This window comes from Nostoc sp., assembly GCF_036917575.1.
Taxonomy (GTDB): domain Bacteria; phylum Cyanobacteriota; class Cyanobacteriia; order Cyanobacteriales; family Nostocaceae; genus Nostoc.
The window spans coordinates 17,103-35,179 of sequence record NZ_JBALDC010000028.1 but is presented as its reverse complement, the minus strand read 5'-3'; the positions used below and the strand labels follow the sequence as shown (position 1 = coordinate 35,179).

Genomic DNA, 18,077 nt, shown 5'->3' with positions numbered 1-18,077 from the left:
TTAATCGAATTTTTACCCCCCTTAATCCCCCCTTGGAAAGGGGGAAACTGGAAAATCTAGTTCCCTCCCCTTTACAAGGGGAGGGTTAGGGTGGGGTAAAAAACGTTGATACACCAATTATGAATTTTCAAACATCCTCTTATTCGCTTAGAGGATGTTTGAAAAGTCTAAGAGCGTGTGTTTCACTACCCTGGCTACCGATAAACTGCCACGAGAGAATCGGAGTTTTGGGATTTGAGATTGCGCCCCTGAGTTGCACTTGAGGCTCAAGCCGACCCTTTTCAAACAACCTCTTAGAAACAGTTAAGCAATAAAATGCGTTTTTTATACTTCATATCTAGCAAGCTTTTTACCTTTTTCTAACCGTCGAATTCACATTAAATCAACGTTTAGGAAGTATCCAGAATTTTATAACCCGCAACTTAGGTTAATAGATTTTGATACCATTTATGGTGATTCATAGCTACTCAAATCTCTTTTTTATCTTCAGATGTCTGTTTTTATTCTTACTTGCCTTTTTTCTCTCAGTAATTTCCGTTTTTAACACCTTGAAGTGCGGAAGGTGGGTTTCAAGGGGAGCAAAAATATATTTATGAAAAAATAATTCGGTTCAGTTAAAAGTTATTGGTGTAGATAATCAGTCTTTCTAAATGTGATAAATCGCGTCTCTATACCAGCATTTTGAGCCGATCTGAACTGTATTGAATTACATATCTCTTGCTTATACCAATTAAAAAAATAATGTGACACATACAAGCCTATAAATCTAGTAGATAAAATTTAGCTTTCTGAATTTTTAATTGGTATTCCTTTGCATCCTTCTCTACTACAATATGCAACGCCTAACCCATAAACAAAAAAGCTTCGCATAGTGTTTCGTAGAGAAGGTAATTCGTTTCCTTTTCTAAATTTCTCATGAATTTAATAGGATTGCTGTAATGTGAGAATAATTGAGTTAAGAGTCCCATAGTAATTAGCCACCTCCTTACTACGCGCTTTGATTGAAGTAGCCCTTCTAATTAGCGAGACTCAGGAGGTTGTTGCAGCCGTAATAGGGTATTGTAAACCTGCCTTTTTAAGATAGTATTATTTTGTAGTTCTATAGTAATTTTGTTGAACTGTTCAAATTTCAAACCATTATCTTCGACAATTTTTTGAGCGTGGGTACAGTAGTTCACTGCGATATCTTGAGCCTTCTTTGGAAGACCATTTATACTATTAGAATCGTTGCAGACAATCTGGGGAATTTCTCCATTGCCAATAAGTTTTTTAATTTCTTCAAAGGCATTTTGACGGGCTGGCTCCATTGCAAGCACGGCTTGAGCATAACTGTCGATTTCAGTATTATTAACTATTGGTGCTGGAGTTTGAGCCTCAGCTTTGGAACTAAATGAAAAAGCGTTGGAAATCACACCCACAGAAGCGATCGCGCCGAAAAAGAATGATTGCGAAAGGGTTCGCTTTCGGCTAGTTCGGGAAAACAAATCAGAAATTTTCTTCATATAGTATGTGACACAAAACTACATCAGGGATATTATAAGAACTTTGAATTATTTTCGGAGTTGGAAGTTCCAGAAACTGTTCAATACATCAACCTTTTACATTTGATTATCAATTTCCTCGGCATTCTTGACAAAGTTCGATGACTTTAGTCTGGAGTGTTGACATTTCTGATGCCCCTTGCTTAAGGCTAACTTCTAACTCCAGTAGTAGGGGTAAGCAAGAGACTAACTGTTGCACAGAAAGCAACTTGATTTCTTGCTGTAAGAAGTAAATCCGTTTGGGATTACCGATATCAGCGGCAATAGCGATCGCTTGTTGGTTCCGTTCCCCACTTTCTATCATAATCTTTACCCACAGCCAGGTGCGAAATTGTCCAATCAGTGTGGCAACTATCCGTAATCCCGGCTCGGAAGCATTGCTCAAATCTGCCAAGGTTGTCAAAGCTTTAGCTGTATCTCCTGTTCTGATTGCTGCTGCTAATTGTAAACTATTTTGAGTAGTATTTCTTACTAACTTCGTAACAGTATTTATGTCTAAAGGCTTATTGCTATCTTGGGCATATAGCCGCAATTTCTCTAACTCATTATAGAGTAGCCGTGTATCATTTCCTACAGATTCGGCCAAGAAATGGGAAGTGTTGGCAGTCAGTTTCACGCCCACTGTCTGGGCTGCTTGATTAACAGATTGCACCAGTAATTCTGTTTTCCAAGGGGGAATAAGGGGAAATTCTCGGAATTCAGTAGCAAACTGTTTTAACAATTTCGTGGATTTGAGACGTTCATCTGGCTTATTGCGGCTGGTGAGCAATAAAAATGAGTTTTCGGGAATGACTCTTAGCGATCGCCCCAATTCTATCAACACATTCTCTGGACAGTGCTGACACAGAGTAGTATTTATCAGCCATACCAAGCGCCCACCAGCGCCAAAAGTGGGCGTCATCACCTGATTTAACCCCTGGATAGCAGCATCATCTCGATCTGGGGAGAATGCAGTGTAATTGAAACTTGTCCATTGGGGATCGAGGACGCGATCGCGCAAAACAGCGATCGCCTTTTCCATCGCAAAATCATCTTCACCCCAGTAAACATAGATTGGCATAGATAAACCTTGCAGTAGATGGGCATTGGGCATTGGGAAGAGGCAAAGGGGCGGGGTGCTGCTCTTGCTGAGGGGAAAACTCTTCTCCCTTGCTCCCTTGCTCCCTGCTCCCTGCTCCCCTGCTTTCCTCTCCCCACTCCCAAAAATTAAATACTTTTGAAATCATTGTGAATCATTCTGTTAATCAAGATAATTTTCCCTAAAATCTATCAAGTGAGAGCGTGAGGCTATAAAGATTGGACGACAACTATCAAACTTACTTAAATCGGTTAGCAAGACTGACGCTGCCAGAAGCCTATAGATCCCAAGCGCAGCATATTCAGGAATCTTCTAAATTTCAGCCATATTCTGGGTTGAGACAAGCAGCGTCCTTTCCTGGCTATACGCTAATTACCCCGCCGGCAGAAGAAGAATCACACAACTCTGCTTTCTATGCCAAATTACAGACTTATCAACAAGAACTTTTGCAGTTGCCTGTAAACCCTAATTTGATTGTATCTGTACCTCCTGCTAGTTTTCATCTGACTTTAGCGGATTTAATTTGGGACAATGCTTACCTTGATGCCTACGAAAAAAATCCTAAATTTGACGAGGAGTTACACTCTTGTGTAGCTGAAATATTTCAAAAATATCAACAATTGATGACAAACAGGAGTCATCCAATTAAATGGCAAATGCTAGGACTAATACTGATGCCAAGAGCTATAGCCATTTGTTTAGTCCCTCAAGATGAACGCTGTTACGAGGAAATTATTCAATTTCGCCGAACAATTTATCAAAATCCCAAGTTAATTGCTTTGGGTATTGAGCAGCATTATCACTTCACAGCTCATGTTACATTAGCCTATTTTGGGGAGGTTACATCTGACCTAGACCGCATAAGCTTCAGCACTATGCTTTCTCAATTGAATGAACAATGGCTGTTGAATTTACCAGAATTTTTGATTGATCGTGTTGAATTACGAAAGTTTGACAACATGACACGCTATTATCGTGAGCCAGACTGGCCGATTTTAGATTTTTAAGTAGTTAGTTAGTATTTAGTAGTCAGTGAGTAATAACTGACTACTAACTACTCATTATTAATTAGTCTCAAATTCCGGTTGTTGATATCCGAGGTAAATTGCTTCTAAAAAAACATCAGGCGTAACAGCTTCTGGCAATTTTTCTAAATTAATAATAGCTAAAACTTGCTCGGCTAGTTTTAGAGATAGTGAAGCTCTTGCCTTTAACGACATTGTACCGCGTCGTTGTAAATACTCGCGAATCACCGCAAAATCATCTGGGATCAATTGCGAAAAATCAGCAATTTCGATTAAGTGTTCATGAAGTCCTTTTGCCTGTTCTGAAATTGTCAATCTTACAGATGCAGTTGGTACTTGGGCTTGAATTACAATTGTGCCAGCAGCTAAATCACCTAAGCGCATTTCGTGGCGACAAGAATGGCAGGCAATCATAAAATTTTATCGTTGGGGATTACCATCCTGCCTTATTTCAACAATAATTATTTACGCCGACCTACTTATTTAATGGCTTATTAATTGGTGCTGTTGGTACTTTATTTGCCCAAAATAATTTGGCTTATCCTTCTTGGGCTTTTGTGTTTCCGCATGGTTCTTTGGAATTACCTGCAATCTTTTTTGCTGGGGAGGGCAGGATTCTTATTAGCAAGAGCAATTTTATTTCCTGGTAAATATCGCCGTGGAGGTGCACTGAAATTCTATAGTTATCAGGCAGTGTAGCTAGTATTTTAGATTGTACCAATGTTGATTATTGCTGGTGCGATCGAAGGATTATTTTCACCTAATACCAGGGTACCTGAGCCGATAAAATATTTTGCAGGAATAGGATTATTTATACTTTTGGTACTGTATTGTAGTCGCAAGCAAACATGAAATAATTTAAATAGTGGCTGATTGATAAATTTAAAAAATATTTGAGAATAAGACAAATACTAACTATATAAAAAAATCATTCACCTTTGGAGAAATTGAATTTATTTTGCTAACTCTATAATTCTGTCAGGCATTTTTAAAAAATTAGATCCCCGACTTCTTAAAGAAATCGGGGATCTGAACACCGGGCATTTTCACAAATTAAATAGAAATCCTATAGTATATTTCGACTAACTCATTTAATCAAAATCCCTAAAAAAATACCTCAAACTAAAATTTAAACATATCTTAATGTCCTGCTTATCAATTGTTAAATTAGCTTTAACCATGAAAAATGTAGCTTATTTAAGACTGAAATAACAGCATTAAAATATTCCTTAAATCAGGGGTAATATGATTTTTTCGACCGCCATATTGAATCGTGTCATTGCTACTTCAATGTTGACAACTTCTGTTGCACTTAGTCCATTTTTTGGTGCAATTATCGCACAAGCTGAAACTCTCAATGGTGCAGGAGCAACTTTCCCGGCTCCGCTTTACGAACGCTATGCTCGTGAAGTGAAGAAGAAATATCCAGACTTGAAAATTAACTACCAGGCAATTGGTAGTGGTGGCGGTATTCGTCAAGTCATCGCCGGAACCGTTGACTTTGGTGGTAGTGATGCTGCAATGAAAGATGATGAAATCGCTAAAGTCAAGAATGGTGCAATCTTAGTACCTACAGCAGGCGGTGCTGTTTCTGTTGTTTATAATCTTCCAGGCGTTAATAATCTCAAATTATCCCGCGCTACACTACCAGCAATTTATTCAGGTCAAATTACCAAATGGAACGACGCGAAAATTAAAGCTGATAATCCAGGTGCTAATCTACCAAATCAAACAATTAAATTTGCGGTTCGTGCTGATGGTAGCGGTACAACTTTCATTTTTACAAATCACTTGAGTGCCATCAGCGGTTATTTTAAAGGCAGAGTTGGAACTAACACTGCTCCAAAATGGAATCTGCCAAATGTCCTCAAAGGCAAAGGAAATCCAGGTGTAGCTGCTATAGTAGCTCGGACTCCTGGTTCTATAGGTTATGTAGAATATAGCTACGCTGTCAAAAATAATCTGAAATCAGCATTGGTACAAAATAAGAACGGAGAATTTGTTGCTCCTTCTTTAGAATCTGCAAATGCAGCTTTATCAACTGTCACTTTTCCAGACAACTACCGTGTTTTTGTAGGAGATCCGGGACAAGGTTATCCCATTGTCGGTCTTACTTGGATGATGGTTTATAAACAGTATGCTAATGCTGCTAAAGCTAATGCAATTAAGAAATGGATTAATTGGGTATTAAAAGATGGTCAACAGTATAACGATGACCTTAACTACACCAAAATTCCATCAGATGTAGCAAATCGAGTACTTCAGACAGTGAATAGCTCTGTCAAGCCTTAATTTACAATTTTTAAGACTTAGGCACAAAAGATCCCTTTATTCTCTTAAGAAGGGAAGAATGCTTTGAATACATCCCCCTTTTAAAAGGTTTAGGGGGATTATTTTACTATTTTCCTTCCCTAATAGACTAAGTTAATAACTCGCTTTACTAGTAAAAAAACTATTTTATTAATTTATAATGGCAAACTTATCAGATGATTCAAATTTAGGTGATGAAAATTTCAATCTAACTGCTACTAGCGGCACAAATTTCTGGTTTGACCAAGGTTTTACACGGCTAGTATACTTTTTCGCTGTAATTACTGTTGCAGTACTATTGTTAATGATTTGGGTAATTTTTCACGAAGCTCTACCAGCCATTAAGCAGTTTGGAATGGGGTTTTTGTGGGGACAAGATTGGGATACAGGTAATCAGATTTTTGGTGCATTGCCCTATATTTATGGAACTTTGGTAAGTAGTGCGATCGCTATTTTAATCGCTGTTCCAGTGGGAATAGCGGTAGCCTTAGTCACGAGTGAAAACTTTTTACCAACATCACTGCAAACCATCCTTGCATTTGTTGTTGAATTAATCGCCGCAATTCCCAGTGTAATTATTGGTTTATGGGCGATTTTTGTCTTTATTCCAGTTATAGAACCTTTACAAAAGTGGTTAGCTAGCACTTTGAAATGGATACCACTATTTAATACAGAAGATCCTTCTGGAACTAATATGTTGACTGCTGGAGTTATTCTCGCCATCATGATTTTGCCCACGATGGCAGCAATTAGTCGTGATGTCTTGATGGCTGTCCCTAAAGAATTACGTAGTGCATCTATGGCTTTAGGTGGAACCCGTTGGGAAACAATTTTTCGAGTTTTGTTACCATCTGGGTTTTCTGGAATAGTAAGTGCAGCAATGCTTGCTTTAGGACGTGCTTTGGGTGAAACAATGGCTGTAACTATGGTGATTGGTAATTCTGCTCAAATCAGCGTTTCTTTACTCGATCCAGGTTATACAATTCCTTCTGTATTAGCTAATGAATTTGCTGAAGCTGAACCAGGTTTGCACATAGGAGCTTTAAGCTATTTGGCATTAATTTTATTCGGACTGACTCTAATTGTAAACATTGGCGCTGTCATCTTAGTGAAGTGGGTTGGTAGAAAAAATAAATAACAATATTTTACATTTAAATTATTATAAAAACTCAGTGTAAAAAAGATATTTATCCATCAAAAACTTTTAAAATTATGAGTGGTTATATCCAATCAGAAACTGATGAATCTTTAGCGGCAGAATTATGCAATCCTCTGCCAACGGAACGAGTAATATTTACCTATGCAATGAATGCGATCGCCTTTGGTCTTACAGGTCTAGTACTCATTCCTTTATTATCAATTTTGTGGGAAATTTTTATCCGGGGAATATCTGGACTAAAATCAGAAATGTTTGTCAAAGCAGTTATTGATAATGGCTTTGGCAATGCCATCTTGGGAACCATAATCATGGTACTAATTGGTGCTATTTTAAGCATTCCCACAGGGATCCTGACTGGAATTTTCTTAGCAGAATTTAGTCAAACTAATCCAGTTATTAGTATTGTTCGTTTTGTCGCTAATATTCTTACAGGCGTGCCTTCAATTGTTGTAGGCGTGTTTGCTTATGGTGTGATAGTTTTGATAACTAAAGGATTTAGTGCGATCGCAGGTGGTTTTGCTTTAGCCGTGATTATGCTACCTGTAATTACACTGACAACAGAAGAATCTTTAAAACTGATCCCCACATCTCAACGCCTTGCCTCTGCTGCTTTAGGTGGAACTCGCTTCCAAACGACTTTCCGCATTGTTGTGACTACTGCAATCCCTGGAATTACCACAGGCATTTTGTTAGCAGTAGCTCGTGCTGCTGGTGAAACAGCACCCTTAATTTTTACTTCTTTATTTAGTCTAGATTGGTCAGAAGGATTGTTAAGTCCAACAGCTTCTTTACCAGTACTGATTTTTAATCTCTACAACGACCCCGACCCACAAAAAAGTCAATTAGTGTGGACTACTTCTATAGTTCTACTCGGTTTAATTTTATGTGTCAGTATTCTCTCTCGCTTAGTTATTAGACAGAGAAGAATTAAATAATAATAGATTTTTGTTTTATTTCGTACCTTGGGAAAGCATGAGTAACCTAATTCCAGCTATCAAAGTTAAAAACATTAGCTTTTACTATGGCACAACAAAAGCTATTGAAAAGGTGTCAATAAATATTTATCAGAACCAAGTAACTGCAATTATTGGCCCTAGTGGTTGTGGTAAATCTACCTTCATTAAAATTCTAAATCGCATTAGCGAATTGGAAGGGCCTGTAAAAGTTGAAGGAGATGTAGAGTTTTTTGGTCAGAATATTTATGCTCCTCGTGTCAACATTAATCGGTTACGCCGTCAAATTGGTATGGTGTTCCAAAAACCAAATCCTTTTGGAATCAGCATTTACGAAAATGTTGCTTACGGTATGAGAATAGCAGGCAAATATTCAAAATTAGAATTAGATGAAATTGTCGAATCTGCACTTCACAGTGCTGCTCTTTGGGATGAAGTGAAAGATAAGCTGGATAAATCAGCTTTAGGGCTTTCTGGTGGTCAACAACAAAGATTATGTATTGCCCGTGCTTTAGCAGTCAAGCCGAAAGTTTTGCTGATGGATGAGCCTTGTTCGGCTCTTGACCCCATTGCTACCATGAAAGTAGAGGAACTGCTCCATAGTTTGCAGTCTGAGTTGACGATTGCGATCGTTACCCACAATATGCAGCAAGCCGCTCGCGTCTCTGATTTTACAGCTTTCTTTAGCACCGATGAAAGTCGGATTGGTCAAATGGTTGAATTTGGGGCTACAGAGCAAATCTTTAACAACCCACTAGACCCTCGCACCCGCGACTACATTTCCGGTCGTTTCGGTTAAGGTGTCTTCAAGCGTGACTTATTGATTTTTGTCAATCTAGCTTGCACTAGAAGATACTCATAAAATGTAGCTTACAAAAGTTATTAATTTATCTTTATAAAAAACTAATTCCTCACTATCTATGAGATAAGTAAGTCTGTAAGAATAATTCAACCTATATTAACTAATGTAAAAAATATTCAAATTAGTTTTTAGTAAGGGCTTTAGCCCTCACTACAAACTTTTATAAGACTTACGCGAAAAACCTCTCTAACTCTTATCCCTCTGTGTTCTCTGCGTCCTTTATGGTTTGATTTTCCCTAACCTGTGCGTAAGTCCTGCTTTAATTATTTACGTCGTCCTACTTATATACAGGTAAATTCATAATTTAGGAGTAAAATACCCTTTATATCTATCTGGGTTGCAGACTTTGCTTGTGTACCTTACCAACTTGAAATCTGCTGTATGATATTCGTGTTTTGATTTCTACGTCACTATTTTAAATTGAACTAGACCTAATCCTTTTTCACAAGTAAGGATGGTATATAGGTCAAGGTGCAAAAGATGAGTATAAAAAGTCTGTAAAAAATACATTTTGAAACACAGTTTTGATACAAATATTTAATACTAATTCTCTATAAACTTGCACTTAATGATTGTTCTTCTCTTCCTTGACGTTATTGGCGGTTCGTAATCAAAAAATTGAGTGCGTCTTCATAAATAATTGGTATAACAACATTTTATTTGCTGTATGGTTACTGTATCGCTACGTAAGTTCCATGAATATACCCTTTTGGGAGTAACATAGTGAAACAGTCATTGCTGATTTCTACTGTTTTAGTTTGTCAAGTTTTGTTTCAGACGTTTTGGGAATATGAGTAAACTAATTCCAGCCATCAGAGTCAAAAACTTCAGCTTATATTACGAAACTAAAAAGATAGTTGAAGGCGTGTCAATGGATATTTATCAAAACCAAGTCACGGCAATTATTGGTTCTAGTGGTTGTGGTAAGTCTACTTTTCTGAAATCGTTAAATCGCATGAGTGAATTAGAAGGAGATGTGAGAGTTGAAGGAAGAGTAGAATTTTTTGGGCAGAGTATTTATGAGCGTCGTGTCAACATCAATCGTTTACGTCGCCAAGTTAGTATGGTTTTTCCCAAACCAAATCTTTTTCCCATGAGCGTTTATGATAATGTTGCTTATGGGGTGAAATTAGTTGGATGGCATCCGAAAGTAGAATTAGATGGAATTGTTGAATCTGCCATCAAATCTGCCGAACTTTGGGATGAAGTGAAAAATAAGCTGCACAAATCTGCTTTAGAGCTTTCTGGCGGTCAGCAGCAAAGATTATGTATTGCCCGTGCTTTAGCGGTAAAGCCGAATGTTCTTTTGATGGATGAGCCTTGTACAGGTCTCGATCCTATGGGTAGTATGAAAATTGAGAATTTAATCCATAGCTTGCGTTCTGAGTTGACAATTGTAATCGTTACTCACAATATGCAGCAAGTCGCTCGCCTATCTGATTTTACGGCTTTCTTTCATAGTAATGAAAATCGTATTACTCAAATGGTTGAATTTGGTACTACAAATAAAATCTTTACTAACCCTGTGGATTTTCGCACCCGCGACTACGTTTTCCCTCGCATCGTTTGAAGTGTTTCTTAAATTCTAGCTATTCACATGGTTACTATATGGTGCAAGTTGAAATGAGAGGTTAAATCAAATTTCCGCTTGCTTTAAGTTTTTCTTGTGTTGGGCAATGCGATCTAATATAGATAGTATATTTTTATATTATGTATTTAAAGACAAGTATTTGCTTTAGACCACCTGAATCATAATAGTTAAAAAATCAGGAAAATATCAGTCTATTTTTTGAGAAATAAGACTGGCAATTTTGGTTGCACTATCCCAAACAATCCAGTTAAGAGAATTATCTAAATCATCGGGGCTATTTGACACTTTGAAATATAGCTTTTCTTCGCCTTTTCTTTCAATAGCAAAGTCGGCATTTTGAGCATAAACAACTATAAAGCCTTTGTCTCGCAAACAATACATCGCCCAGGCTTTCAATGATTGCTTGTATGGTTCGTGTGGAATTGACGGTTTTGCAATCGTGTCTTCAATTACTTTAAATATTTGCGTGAGTTTAGCGGTCATAGGAAATTAAGTAGTGTTTTTTAAGAGCCAGGGCAAAGATGATTCACAGCTATATATAAAAAAATTGAGGTTTTTAAACTCACAGAGGTAAGTTATGCTTGTGTGGATGCAGTTTACAAGCGTCGATTTAACTGTGTATCTCTTAATTATTTAATGGACATCTGGATCGCAACGAATTTCAATCATAAAGCCATCTGGATCGTAAAAATACACTCCTCTACCAGTAGGACGAGTGACTGGGCCATGTGCGATCGCTATTTTATTCTCTCTGATTACTGTCACCGCGCGATCAAATAACTGCGGATCGATGTCAAAGGCTAGATGGTAAGCTCTAGTGAAGGTCTTTTCTGGATTGGGATCTGGTGGTGATAATTCTGGTTCCCCAAATAAATCTAGAATTGTACCATCGGGAGTGATGAAGTTAGCTACTTTCCCAGATGCGACTAGTTCTACTAAGGTTGCGGGTACTTCGTCGCCTGTGAGTTCGTGCAAACCCAGGATTGTGCCATAAAAGTAGCGGGAAGCTTGCATATCCTTGACGTTGAGGGCAATGTGATGTACTTTACGCAGACTTCCTGGCGCAATAACACTGTTCAGGGATTGAGTGCAAGATAATAGCATAATTAACAAAATCTCAATACTTAGATAGAAGTTGAACTTTTTTTTAAAGTTTACTATTACTAATAAAAATTTATCATGGCTTTTGATTATTCTTTAGACTTTAAAAATATTGATTTTCGCCAACACCCTGAACTCTATCGTGTTGGCAAAGGTGAGCAGGGTGTACTTTTGGTAGAACCATACAAATCAGAAATTCTTCCTTACTGGCGGTTCAAAACTCCAGATATTGCTAGAGAGTCAAGTAAAAAAATCTACGAGATTTTTCTTGATTATTTAGAGAAAGATGATTTTGTCGGCGCAGATATGGCACGGAAATTTATCCAAATGGGTTACACTCGCTCTCGCCGTTATGCTAATCATAAAAGCGGCAGGAAATATAAACAAAATTCGGAAGATTCAGGTTCAAAAAAAGAGATTCTTCCTTATGAAGTAGACCCAGTGAAAGCGGAATCAGCAGCAATATTTAAAGCTAAGTGGGTAGAAGCAAAGACAAATCAGAAATATCAAAAGCTTTTAGCGAAGCATAAGCAGATGTATGAAGTAGACTAGCTGTCTGTTAAATTTAAGGTAAGAATTCAGCACTCAGGAGTCAGAAATCAGAATTTAAAAGGAATGCAGTACGATTGGAAAATTTATGTATGAAGTATTATTCTGATTCTTTAACTATTCAGACGAATGTATTCTGCCTCCTGAATTCTTACAATTTAAGTTATTTTTGCAACAGTCTTTGCGTTGCTCTTGAAGTCTTGTGAATGAGTCTTTGATACTCGTGAACATGGTATTGTCTGTAATTAATTTAAGATTAACGCGATCGCTTACATCAAATACAATATTAAGGAATATTTTCACTTAAGAAAACTGTCTCTAAATCCCGAATTTACTCTATATGTTAACTCAAAGGAGTTGGAGCAAAGTTAAAATAATTCGTAATTGATAATACTAGCCTGTAGCGAGTATTACGAATGACAAATTTGTTAATTTGCTGCTGTTTGGGCTTCTTGATAAATTATTTCTTGAAACTGGATCATATCTTTTTGTGGATCGGCGTGGCTAACTTTCACTACTATCTGTTCGCCCAAGTTTACAGAACGTTTGAAAGCCATTGGTAATTGCAAGCCCAAATCTTCTAACAAAATTAGGGCTAAGTTGCTGTCTTCTCGCAGCCACATCAACACTGTCACATCCCAAGTTTCCTCTGGATGACGGCGTAAATACTCTAGTGCATAATATCTATTAGTTTGTCGTTCCACCATTGTCACCTCTTGGGTGATGCTACTCACAGTCATCATCACTTCTTTAAGTTGATCTGCGGAAAACGGCAGAACTTCACCCCGCAAATGGGCTTTAATTTGAAAGTGGGTGAGTAAGTCACTGTAGCGGCGGATGGGAGAAGTTGCTTGAGTGTAAGTATCCAAACCCAAACCAGCATGACGCAAAGGCGTAATGCTCATTTCACTCTTGGGCATACAACGACGCATGGCGCAAGCGCGAACGAATCCGGCTGGAAGTAGAAGCAATTCCTCATCTGGAGGTAATTCTGGTTGCGGTTGACCGCGAAAGGGCAAAGGTATGTTATGAGTTTTACCATAACGAGCCGCAACTTCCCCGGCAACAATCATCATTTCTGCTACCAGTTGCCGCGATGGGGAATCGTCCAAAATCTCAATGTGGATTTCCTCACCTTTGACTTTGATCGCCGCTTCCGGCATAGTGATGCTAATTGCCCCTTGGGCGAAACGCCAAGCTTTGCGCCGTTGTGCCCAAGTGGCGATCGCCGCAATTTCCGGTTCTGCTTGTACCCGTAATTGCAGCATTTCATCTACATCTTCGTAGGTGAGACGATAAGTCGGCTTAATCAAGCTGGTATGAATGCTGTAATCTTCTACTGCCCCAGTTGTACCTAAAATAATCCCGAAACTAAGGGCGCAACAAACTTTTCCCTGGATCAGACTCATTGGCCCAGTTGCCAACACCTCTGGAAACATGGGAATCATTCCCGTAGGTAAATAGACTGTACTACCGCGCTTTCTCGCTTCTAAATCTAATTCATCTTCCGGTACTAACCATCTAGTAGGATCGGCGATATGCACCCACAAGCGTTCTTGTCCATCAGGCAGTACTTCCCAACTTAGACCATCGTCGATCTCTGTGGTAGTTTCATCATCAATGGTGTAAACCTTCAGGTGAGTCAGATCAAGGCGGTTTGTATCTGAGTCAATTGGCGGGAAATCCAAACGCTGTTGCGCCACTTCTAATACCTTATGAGGAAATTGAATCGGAATTGAAGAACGACGCAGGAACAAGTTTTCATAAGGACTCCAGCAACCCAAATCCACCAATAGTTGAAAGGCTCCTTGGGGTGTCGTCGGTCGTCCCAGCATGGTCATAGTTTCTAATACTGGAGTACTGGGCGGATAAGCACGAGCCAAGGAGTCATAATTAACCCCTGTCCGCACAGTGTCAGCTATTAGTGCTGCATATTTTTCCAGTCCTTCTAAGCGCTGGCGATCGTGACGCCCCCACTCTACTGCTTCACCTTTGAGCGCCTGCTCTACACGAGTTAAAAATTCCTGCTGTCCTTTAGCTTTTAGTGCCTCTACTTCCAGTTGGTGCTTGCGTTCTGCCACTTGAGCAGCAGTTCTCGGCTCGTAAGCGTCTCCTTTTTGCTTGAAATAAAGTTTATCGTCTGATAACAAGCAATGGGCAGCATAACAAGGAGGCGCGGTTGATTCCGAAAATAGCAGATTCGCCATTTGGTCTGGCGTGACTATTTCCCCATCTTCAACCAGTAATTCCCAAGCCACTTCTAAACTAGATGGGTCTAAATAAGGCTTAATTTGCTCCAAAAAGCTGGCAATCTCAGAAGGCTTGTAAGTCTGTCCGGTAACTGTATAAGTTATTTGTCTAGGCGCGAGGCTGTGGGATTGACCACGTTCGTCTACCACAAACCAGCGGGTTTTACCGTCTGGACGTTCTACGATCCCCAAACGACGATCGCCTTGAACCCTAAATTCAACTAGCGTCCCCTTCTCCACAACTCTCGCACTCTAATTTGGTGAACAGTTTAAATAGTTTTAAGTTAGGAGTTAGGAGTTTTAATTCTTAACTCCTGTACAGACGCGCAGACGCTCGAAGAGCGGCTTCTCGTAAGAGTATAATCGCGTCTCTCCTCTTTTTAGCCTTCCGCATTGATAAATGGCAACAAAGCTACAATCCGCGAACGTTTGATTGCTAATGTCAACTCTCGCTGTTGCTGAGACGTAAGCCCGGTAATCCGACGTGGCAGTATCTTTCCTCGCTCGGTGACAAATTTACGCAATAAATCAACATCTTTATAATCGATTGGTTCTCCTGGCTTGATCGGAGAAAGGCGACGACGGAAATAACTCATCTCTACTTAATTTCCTTGTGAACGGTATGTTTGTTGCAGTGGGTGCAGAACTTTTTCAGCTCTAATCTGTTAGTGGTGTTACGGCGATTCTTGGTACTGGTATAACGTGTAACACCAGCAGAACGCTTATCTGGATTTGTCCGGCACTCAGTACACTCTAGTGTGATAATAATGCGGGCACCTTTACTTTTAGCCATAATCTTACAAACAGTGAAGCCTGAAGAGAATTAACACAAATGACTATCTTCTCACATTCCGCCGCATATTTTCAACTAATCTTTTAATTTTTATATCGAGCGAGTAGCCACGACGCGAGGAAACGATAAAAGTTCCACAATAGCGATCGTGTAAAGCCTGCCGCATCTGGGTATCATAAAAGGCAGTCCCGCAATCAATTGCTAGGGGAATTACTAGCAGTATAGCAGTGGGATTGGCTCTAATGTTGCTCAGGGCAATTGACACCAATAAAGCACCCAAGCCGATAATCGCTTCTCGCTTCATTAGTGAGAGCAAATCTGGAATTCTGCTCACTACTTCCCCATCTTCGACTGACAACACTTTTAAATCGAACGCCCAACGCCCTAAACTTTGCCCTTGATTGTTGTATACCACCAGCACCCGCAAAACCAGCCAAAGTATTACAAAAACTAAGATTTCCACAAATTGAATCCCGATACCACTGCTTCCCAGTAGAGAACTGATTAACCAGACACCAAGGAAATCAAGTCCCAATGCCATACCTCGTCGCTCAATCTCAGCCTTGGGATAGTGTTTTTGGGGAACTCGTTCGATTGTCATACAAAACAAGTATTTTTATTTAGAAGTTGGGAAATAGCGATCGCTCCTGTTTTTAATATTAAGGTGATGATTCGGCTAGTTGCTGCGCTATAAAAGAACAAAAACCACTCAATAAAAATTTGTGCAACTAACAACTGCATAACTCAAAAATCAGATAAATTTGACTTAGCAGTTTTTATACCCTATCAGTACTTATTCAGTATTTCACAGAGTAACCGTTACACCTCATGGATGCAATACACAGTAAGATTTACATCTGTATTATATTGTTGTAGAAACTTAATTGTAGTTAATTTCGGGGTTACATTGATGACATATCTATTTACTAGAACAGCTATTAGTATGGTGACGACTACTGCTTTAGCGTTAGCGATCGCCATAACCACCAACAACCTAGCTCATGCTGCTGAGTTCAACTTTAACTGGAAAGGAGACACTGGTTATTCAGCTAAGGGTTCATTTAACTACGATACAACAACTGCTCCTGGCGTCATTTCTGAAACAGGCTCAGAAGCTACGAAGTACTTGCAATCTCTCTCAATTTCCTTTTTTGATCCCTTGAGTAATCTCATAAATAGTTTCACTCCAGTGGTTAGTGGTTCATCTAACTACAGTTATTTGAGATTCAACTTTGATAGCACTAAAGAGAAAATCTTTGGCCCCTTTGATGTTGGAAAGGATGATATGCTACCTGGTGACACCTGGCTTAATAATAATCTCGCACTTATAGATGAAGGTTTTAGCAATCAGGTTCTACCTAAAGACTTTCATTTGATTAGTAGAAATGCAGCAGGCAAAGAGCAAATATTAGATTTAAGTAATAATTCGGTTCAGGTATCCAAAGTCCCCGAAGGAAGCATAATTATCGGTTTACTAGCAGTGTGTAGCTTGGGATTTACTGCTTATAAAAATCTAGACAAAGCTATTCAAGAGTAGACTCAGATAAAAAAAAGTTGGAGGCGATCGCTATGGTATCAGTCAGCGATGCAGAAGCAATTATTTTAAATTTGGTGCAGCCGTTGGATCGTCAACGGGATACAGAAGTTGTAGATTTATTGACAGCAAATAGTCGCATTTTGGCAACACCTGTCACCAGTCCACTAGATTTTCCCCATTGGGATAATTCAGCAATGGATGGTTATGCAGTTCGCTACGAAGATGTACAGCACTCTGGCAGTGAACAACCAGCCGTATTAGAAATTGTTGAAGAGATTCCGGCTGGGTATCACCCCAAGTCTACAATTCAACCAGGGCAAGCCGCACGAATTTTTACGGGTGCAGCAATTCCAACAGGTGCGGATACTGTAGTCATGCAAGAGAAGACACGCCGCCAGGAAAACCGCGTATTTATTCTAGCTGCACCAAAACCGCAAGAATTTGTCAGACACCAAGCATCTTTTTATCAAGCTGGAACACAACTACTACCAGCAGGAATTAAGTTAAATGCCTCAGAAATTGGCGTATTGGCAGCAGCACAGTGTCCACAATTAAGTGTTTATCGCCGTCCACATGTGGCAATTTTTTCCACTGGTGATGAGTTGATGACAGTCGATCAACCATTGCAACCAGGGCAAATTGTGGATTCTAATCAGTATGCGCTGGCAGCTTTGGTAAAGGAAAGTGGCGCAGAACCGTTAATTTTCGGAATTGTGAAAGACGATCCAGTTGCTTTGGAGAAAGTTATTGCCGACGCTATTGCGATCGCTGATATAGTTATCTCTTCTGGTGGTGTCTCAGTGGGAGATTATGACTATGTTGACAAAATTCTAGAGTCACTAAAAGCAAAAATCCACATTCGGACTGTGGAAATCAGTCCAGGAAAACCCCTCACTGTCGCCACTTTTCCCAGTACAAATGCGATTAATCGCGTCTCTCCCCACTCAGCACTATATTTTGGCTTACCAGGGAATCCTGCTGCTGTGTTGGTGACATATTGGCGATTTGTGCTACCAGCAATCAAGAAACTTTCGGGAATTACTGAAGGTTGGGAACCAGTATTTTTGAAAGTGCGATCGCACGATGAATTGCGATCAAATGGCAAGCGGGAAACTTACCTTTGGGGTAAATTGCATTTAGTTGATGGAGTTTACGAATTTCACAAAGCTGGTGGTAGTCATAGTTCCGGCAATTTAATTAATTTAGCTCAAACCAATGCCTTAGCTGTTCTATCGGTGGGTAAAACATTAATTTCTCCACAAGAAGAGGTGGAAGTTTTGCAGCTTAGTAATAGGTAATGGGGAGTAGAGGAGCAGGGGGACAAGGAGG

Annotated in this window: 18 protein-coding genes and 2 pseudogenes; 10 read left to right on the top strand and 10 right to left on the bottom strand. The window is 39.3% G+C overall.

Annotation, left to right across the window (positions count from 1 at the left end; translation table 11 throughout):
• Positions 1–1,019: 1,019 nt before the first annotated feature.
• Both V7K79_RS06790 and holA read right to left on the bottom strand, forming a co-directional pair.
• Entirely contained in the window at positions 1,020–1,502 is a 483-nt protein-coding gene (locus V7K79_RS06790; protein WP_335045913.1) for a DUF4168 domain-containing protein, read from the bottom strand.
• A 109-nt stretch (positions 1,503–1,611) separates the two neighbouring features.
• Positions 1,612–2,601, bottom strand: coding sequence for a DNA polymerase III subunit delta (gene holA, locus V7K79_RS06785; protein ID WP_335045911.1), 990 nt, complete (start codon positions 2,599–2,601; stop codon positions 1,612–1,614).
• A 236-nt stretch (positions 2,602–2,837) separates the two neighbouring features.
• Here holA and V7K79_RS06780 point away from each other — a divergent pair, with 236 nt between their 5' ends.
• Positions 2,838–3,626 (top strand): DUF1868 domain-containing protein, encoded by a 789-nt coding sequence (locus V7K79_RS06780; protein WP_335045909.1) that lies wholly within the window; start codon positions 2,838–2,840, stop codon positions 3,624–3,626.
• Positions 3,627–3,683: 57 nt separating this feature from the next.
• Here V7K79_RS06780 and V7K79_RS06775 read toward each other — a convergent pair.
• Positions 3,684–4,037: pseudogene (locus tag V7K79_RS06775) on the bottom strand (RDD family protein); the annotation flags it as partial.
• 86 nt (positions 4,038–4,123) lie between these two features.
• Between V7K79_RS06775 and V7K79_RS06770 the strand changes: the two are divergent.
• The 6 genes and pseudogenes from V7K79_RS06770 to V7K79_RS06745 all read left to right on the top strand — a co-directional run.
• Positions 4,124–4,496: pseudogene (locus V7K79_RS06770) on the top strand (stage II sporulation protein M); the annotation flags it as partial.
• A 393-nt stretch (positions 4,497–4,889) separates the two neighbouring features.
• Complete coding sequence (pstS, locus tag V7K79_RS06765; protein ID WP_335045905.1) at positions 4,890–5,936, top strand: phosphate ABC transporter substrate-binding protein PstS; 1,047 nt, start codon at positions 4,890–4,892, stop codon at positions 5,934–5,936.
• Positions 5,937–6,114: 178 nt separating this feature from the next.
• Positions 6,115–7,092: a phosphate ABC transporter permease subunit PstC gene (gene pstC, locus V7K79_RS06760; RefSeq protein WP_335045903.1), complete on the top strand. Its 978-nt coding sequence runs from the start codon at positions 6,115–6,117 to the stop codon at positions 7,090–7,092.
• Between the two features lie 74 nt (positions 7,093–7,166).
• A complete protein-coding gene (gene pstA / locus V7K79_RS06755; RefSeq protein WP_335045900.1) occupies positions 7,167–8,048 on the top strand; it encodes a phosphate ABC transporter permease PstA in 882 nt (293 codons plus the stop codon).
• Between the two features lie 37 nt (positions 8,049–8,085).
• Positions 8,086–8,865, top strand: a complete 780-nt coding sequence (pstB, locus tag V7K79_RS06750) for a phosphate ABC transporter ATP-binding protein PstB (protein WP_335045898.1) — start codon at positions 8,086–8,088, stop codon at positions 8,863–8,865.
• An 853-nt stretch (positions 8,866–9,718) separates the two neighbouring features.
• On the top strand, positions 9,719–10,498 hold the full coding sequence (locus V7K79_RS06745; RefSeq protein ID WP_335045896.1) for a phosphate ABC transporter ATP-binding protein: 780 nt from the start codon (positions 9,719–9,721) through the stop codon (positions 10,496–10,498).
• Between the two features lie 207 nt (positions 10,499–10,705).
• Here the strand turns inward: V7K79_RS06745 and V7K79_RS06740 are convergent, their stop codons facing one another.
• Together V7K79_RS06740 and V7K79_RS06735 are read right to left on the bottom strand one after the other, a co-directional pair.
• Complete coding sequence (locus V7K79_RS06740) at positions 10,706–11,002, bottom strand: hypothetical protein (protein WP_335045894.1); 297 nt, start codon at positions 11,000–11,002, stop codon at positions 10,706–10,708.
• Between the two features lie 150 nt (positions 11,003–11,152).
• Positions 11,153–11,623 carry a VOC family protein gene (locus V7K79_RS06735; protein WP_335045892.1) on the bottom strand — a complete coding sequence of 157 codons (471 nt, stop codon included), beginning with the start codon at positions 11,621–11,623 and terminating at the stop codon, positions 11,153–11,155.
• A gap of 75 nt (positions 11,624–11,698) precedes the next feature.
• Here V7K79_RS06735 and V7K79_RS06730 point away from each other — a divergent pair, with 75 nt between their 5' ends.
• On the top strand, positions 11,699–12,172 hold the full coding sequence (locus tag V7K79_RS06730; RefSeq protein WP_335045890.1) for a DUF4385 domain-containing protein: 474 nt from the start codon (positions 11,699–11,701) through the stop codon (positions 12,170–12,172).
• A gap of 425 nt (positions 12,173–12,597) precedes the next feature.
• On the opposite strand, the gene V7K79_RS06725 is transcribed toward V7K79_RS06730, so the two are convergent.
• From V7K79_RS06725 to V7K79_RS06705, 5 genes are all read right to left on the bottom strand, one after another.
• Positions 12,598–14,658 (bottom strand): ribonuclease catalytic domain-containing protein, encoded by a 2,061-nt coding sequence (locus tag V7K79_RS06725; RefSeq protein WP_335045887.1) that lies wholly within the window; start codon positions 14,656–14,658, stop codon positions 12,598–12,600.
• A 140-nt stretch (positions 14,659–14,798) separates the two neighbouring features.
• Positions 14,799–15,014 carry a 30S ribosomal protein S18 gene (gene rpsR, locus V7K79_RS06720; protein WP_012411240.1) on the bottom strand — a complete coding sequence of 72 codons (216 nt, stop codon included), beginning with the start codon at positions 15,012–15,014 and terminating at the stop codon, positions 14,799–14,801.
• A 2-nt stretch (positions 15,015–15,016) separates the two neighbouring features.
• Positions 15,017–15,211: a 50S ribosomal protein L33 gene (rpmG, locus tag V7K79_RS06715; RefSeq protein WP_099100649.1), complete on the bottom strand. Its 195-nt coding sequence runs from the start codon at positions 15,209–15,211 to the stop codon at positions 15,017–15,019.
• Between the two features lie 43 nt (positions 15,212–15,254).
• Positions 15,255–15,812 (bottom strand): RDD family protein, encoded by a 558-nt coding sequence (locus V7K79_RS06710; protein WP_335045884.1) that lies wholly within the window; start codon positions 15,810–15,812, stop codon positions 15,255–15,257.
• Entirely contained in the window at positions 15,809–15,952 is a 144-nt protein-coding gene (locus V7K79_RS06705; protein ID WP_335045882.1) for a hypothetical protein, read from the bottom strand. The genes V7K79_RS06710 and V7K79_RS06705 overlap by 4 nt, the downstream gene beginning before the upstream one ends.
• A gap of 169 nt (positions 15,953–16,121) precedes the next feature.
• Here V7K79_RS06705 and V7K79_RS06700 point away from each other — a divergent pair, with 169 nt between their 5' ends.
• Both V7K79_RS06700 and V7K79_RS06695 read left to right on the top strand, forming a co-directional pair.
• Positions 16,122–16,748, top strand: a complete 627-nt coding sequence (locus tag V7K79_RS06700; RefSeq protein WP_335045880.1) for a PEP-CTERM sorting domain-containing protein — start codon at positions 16,122–16,124, stop codon at positions 16,746–16,748.
• Between the two features lie 32 nt (positions 16,749–16,780).
• A complete protein-coding gene (locus tag V7K79_RS06695; protein ID WP_335045877.1) occupies positions 16,781–18,046 on the top strand; it encodes a molybdopterin molybdotransferase MoeA in 1,266 nt (421 codons plus the stop codon).
• Positions 18,047–18,077: the final 31 nt, after the last annotated feature.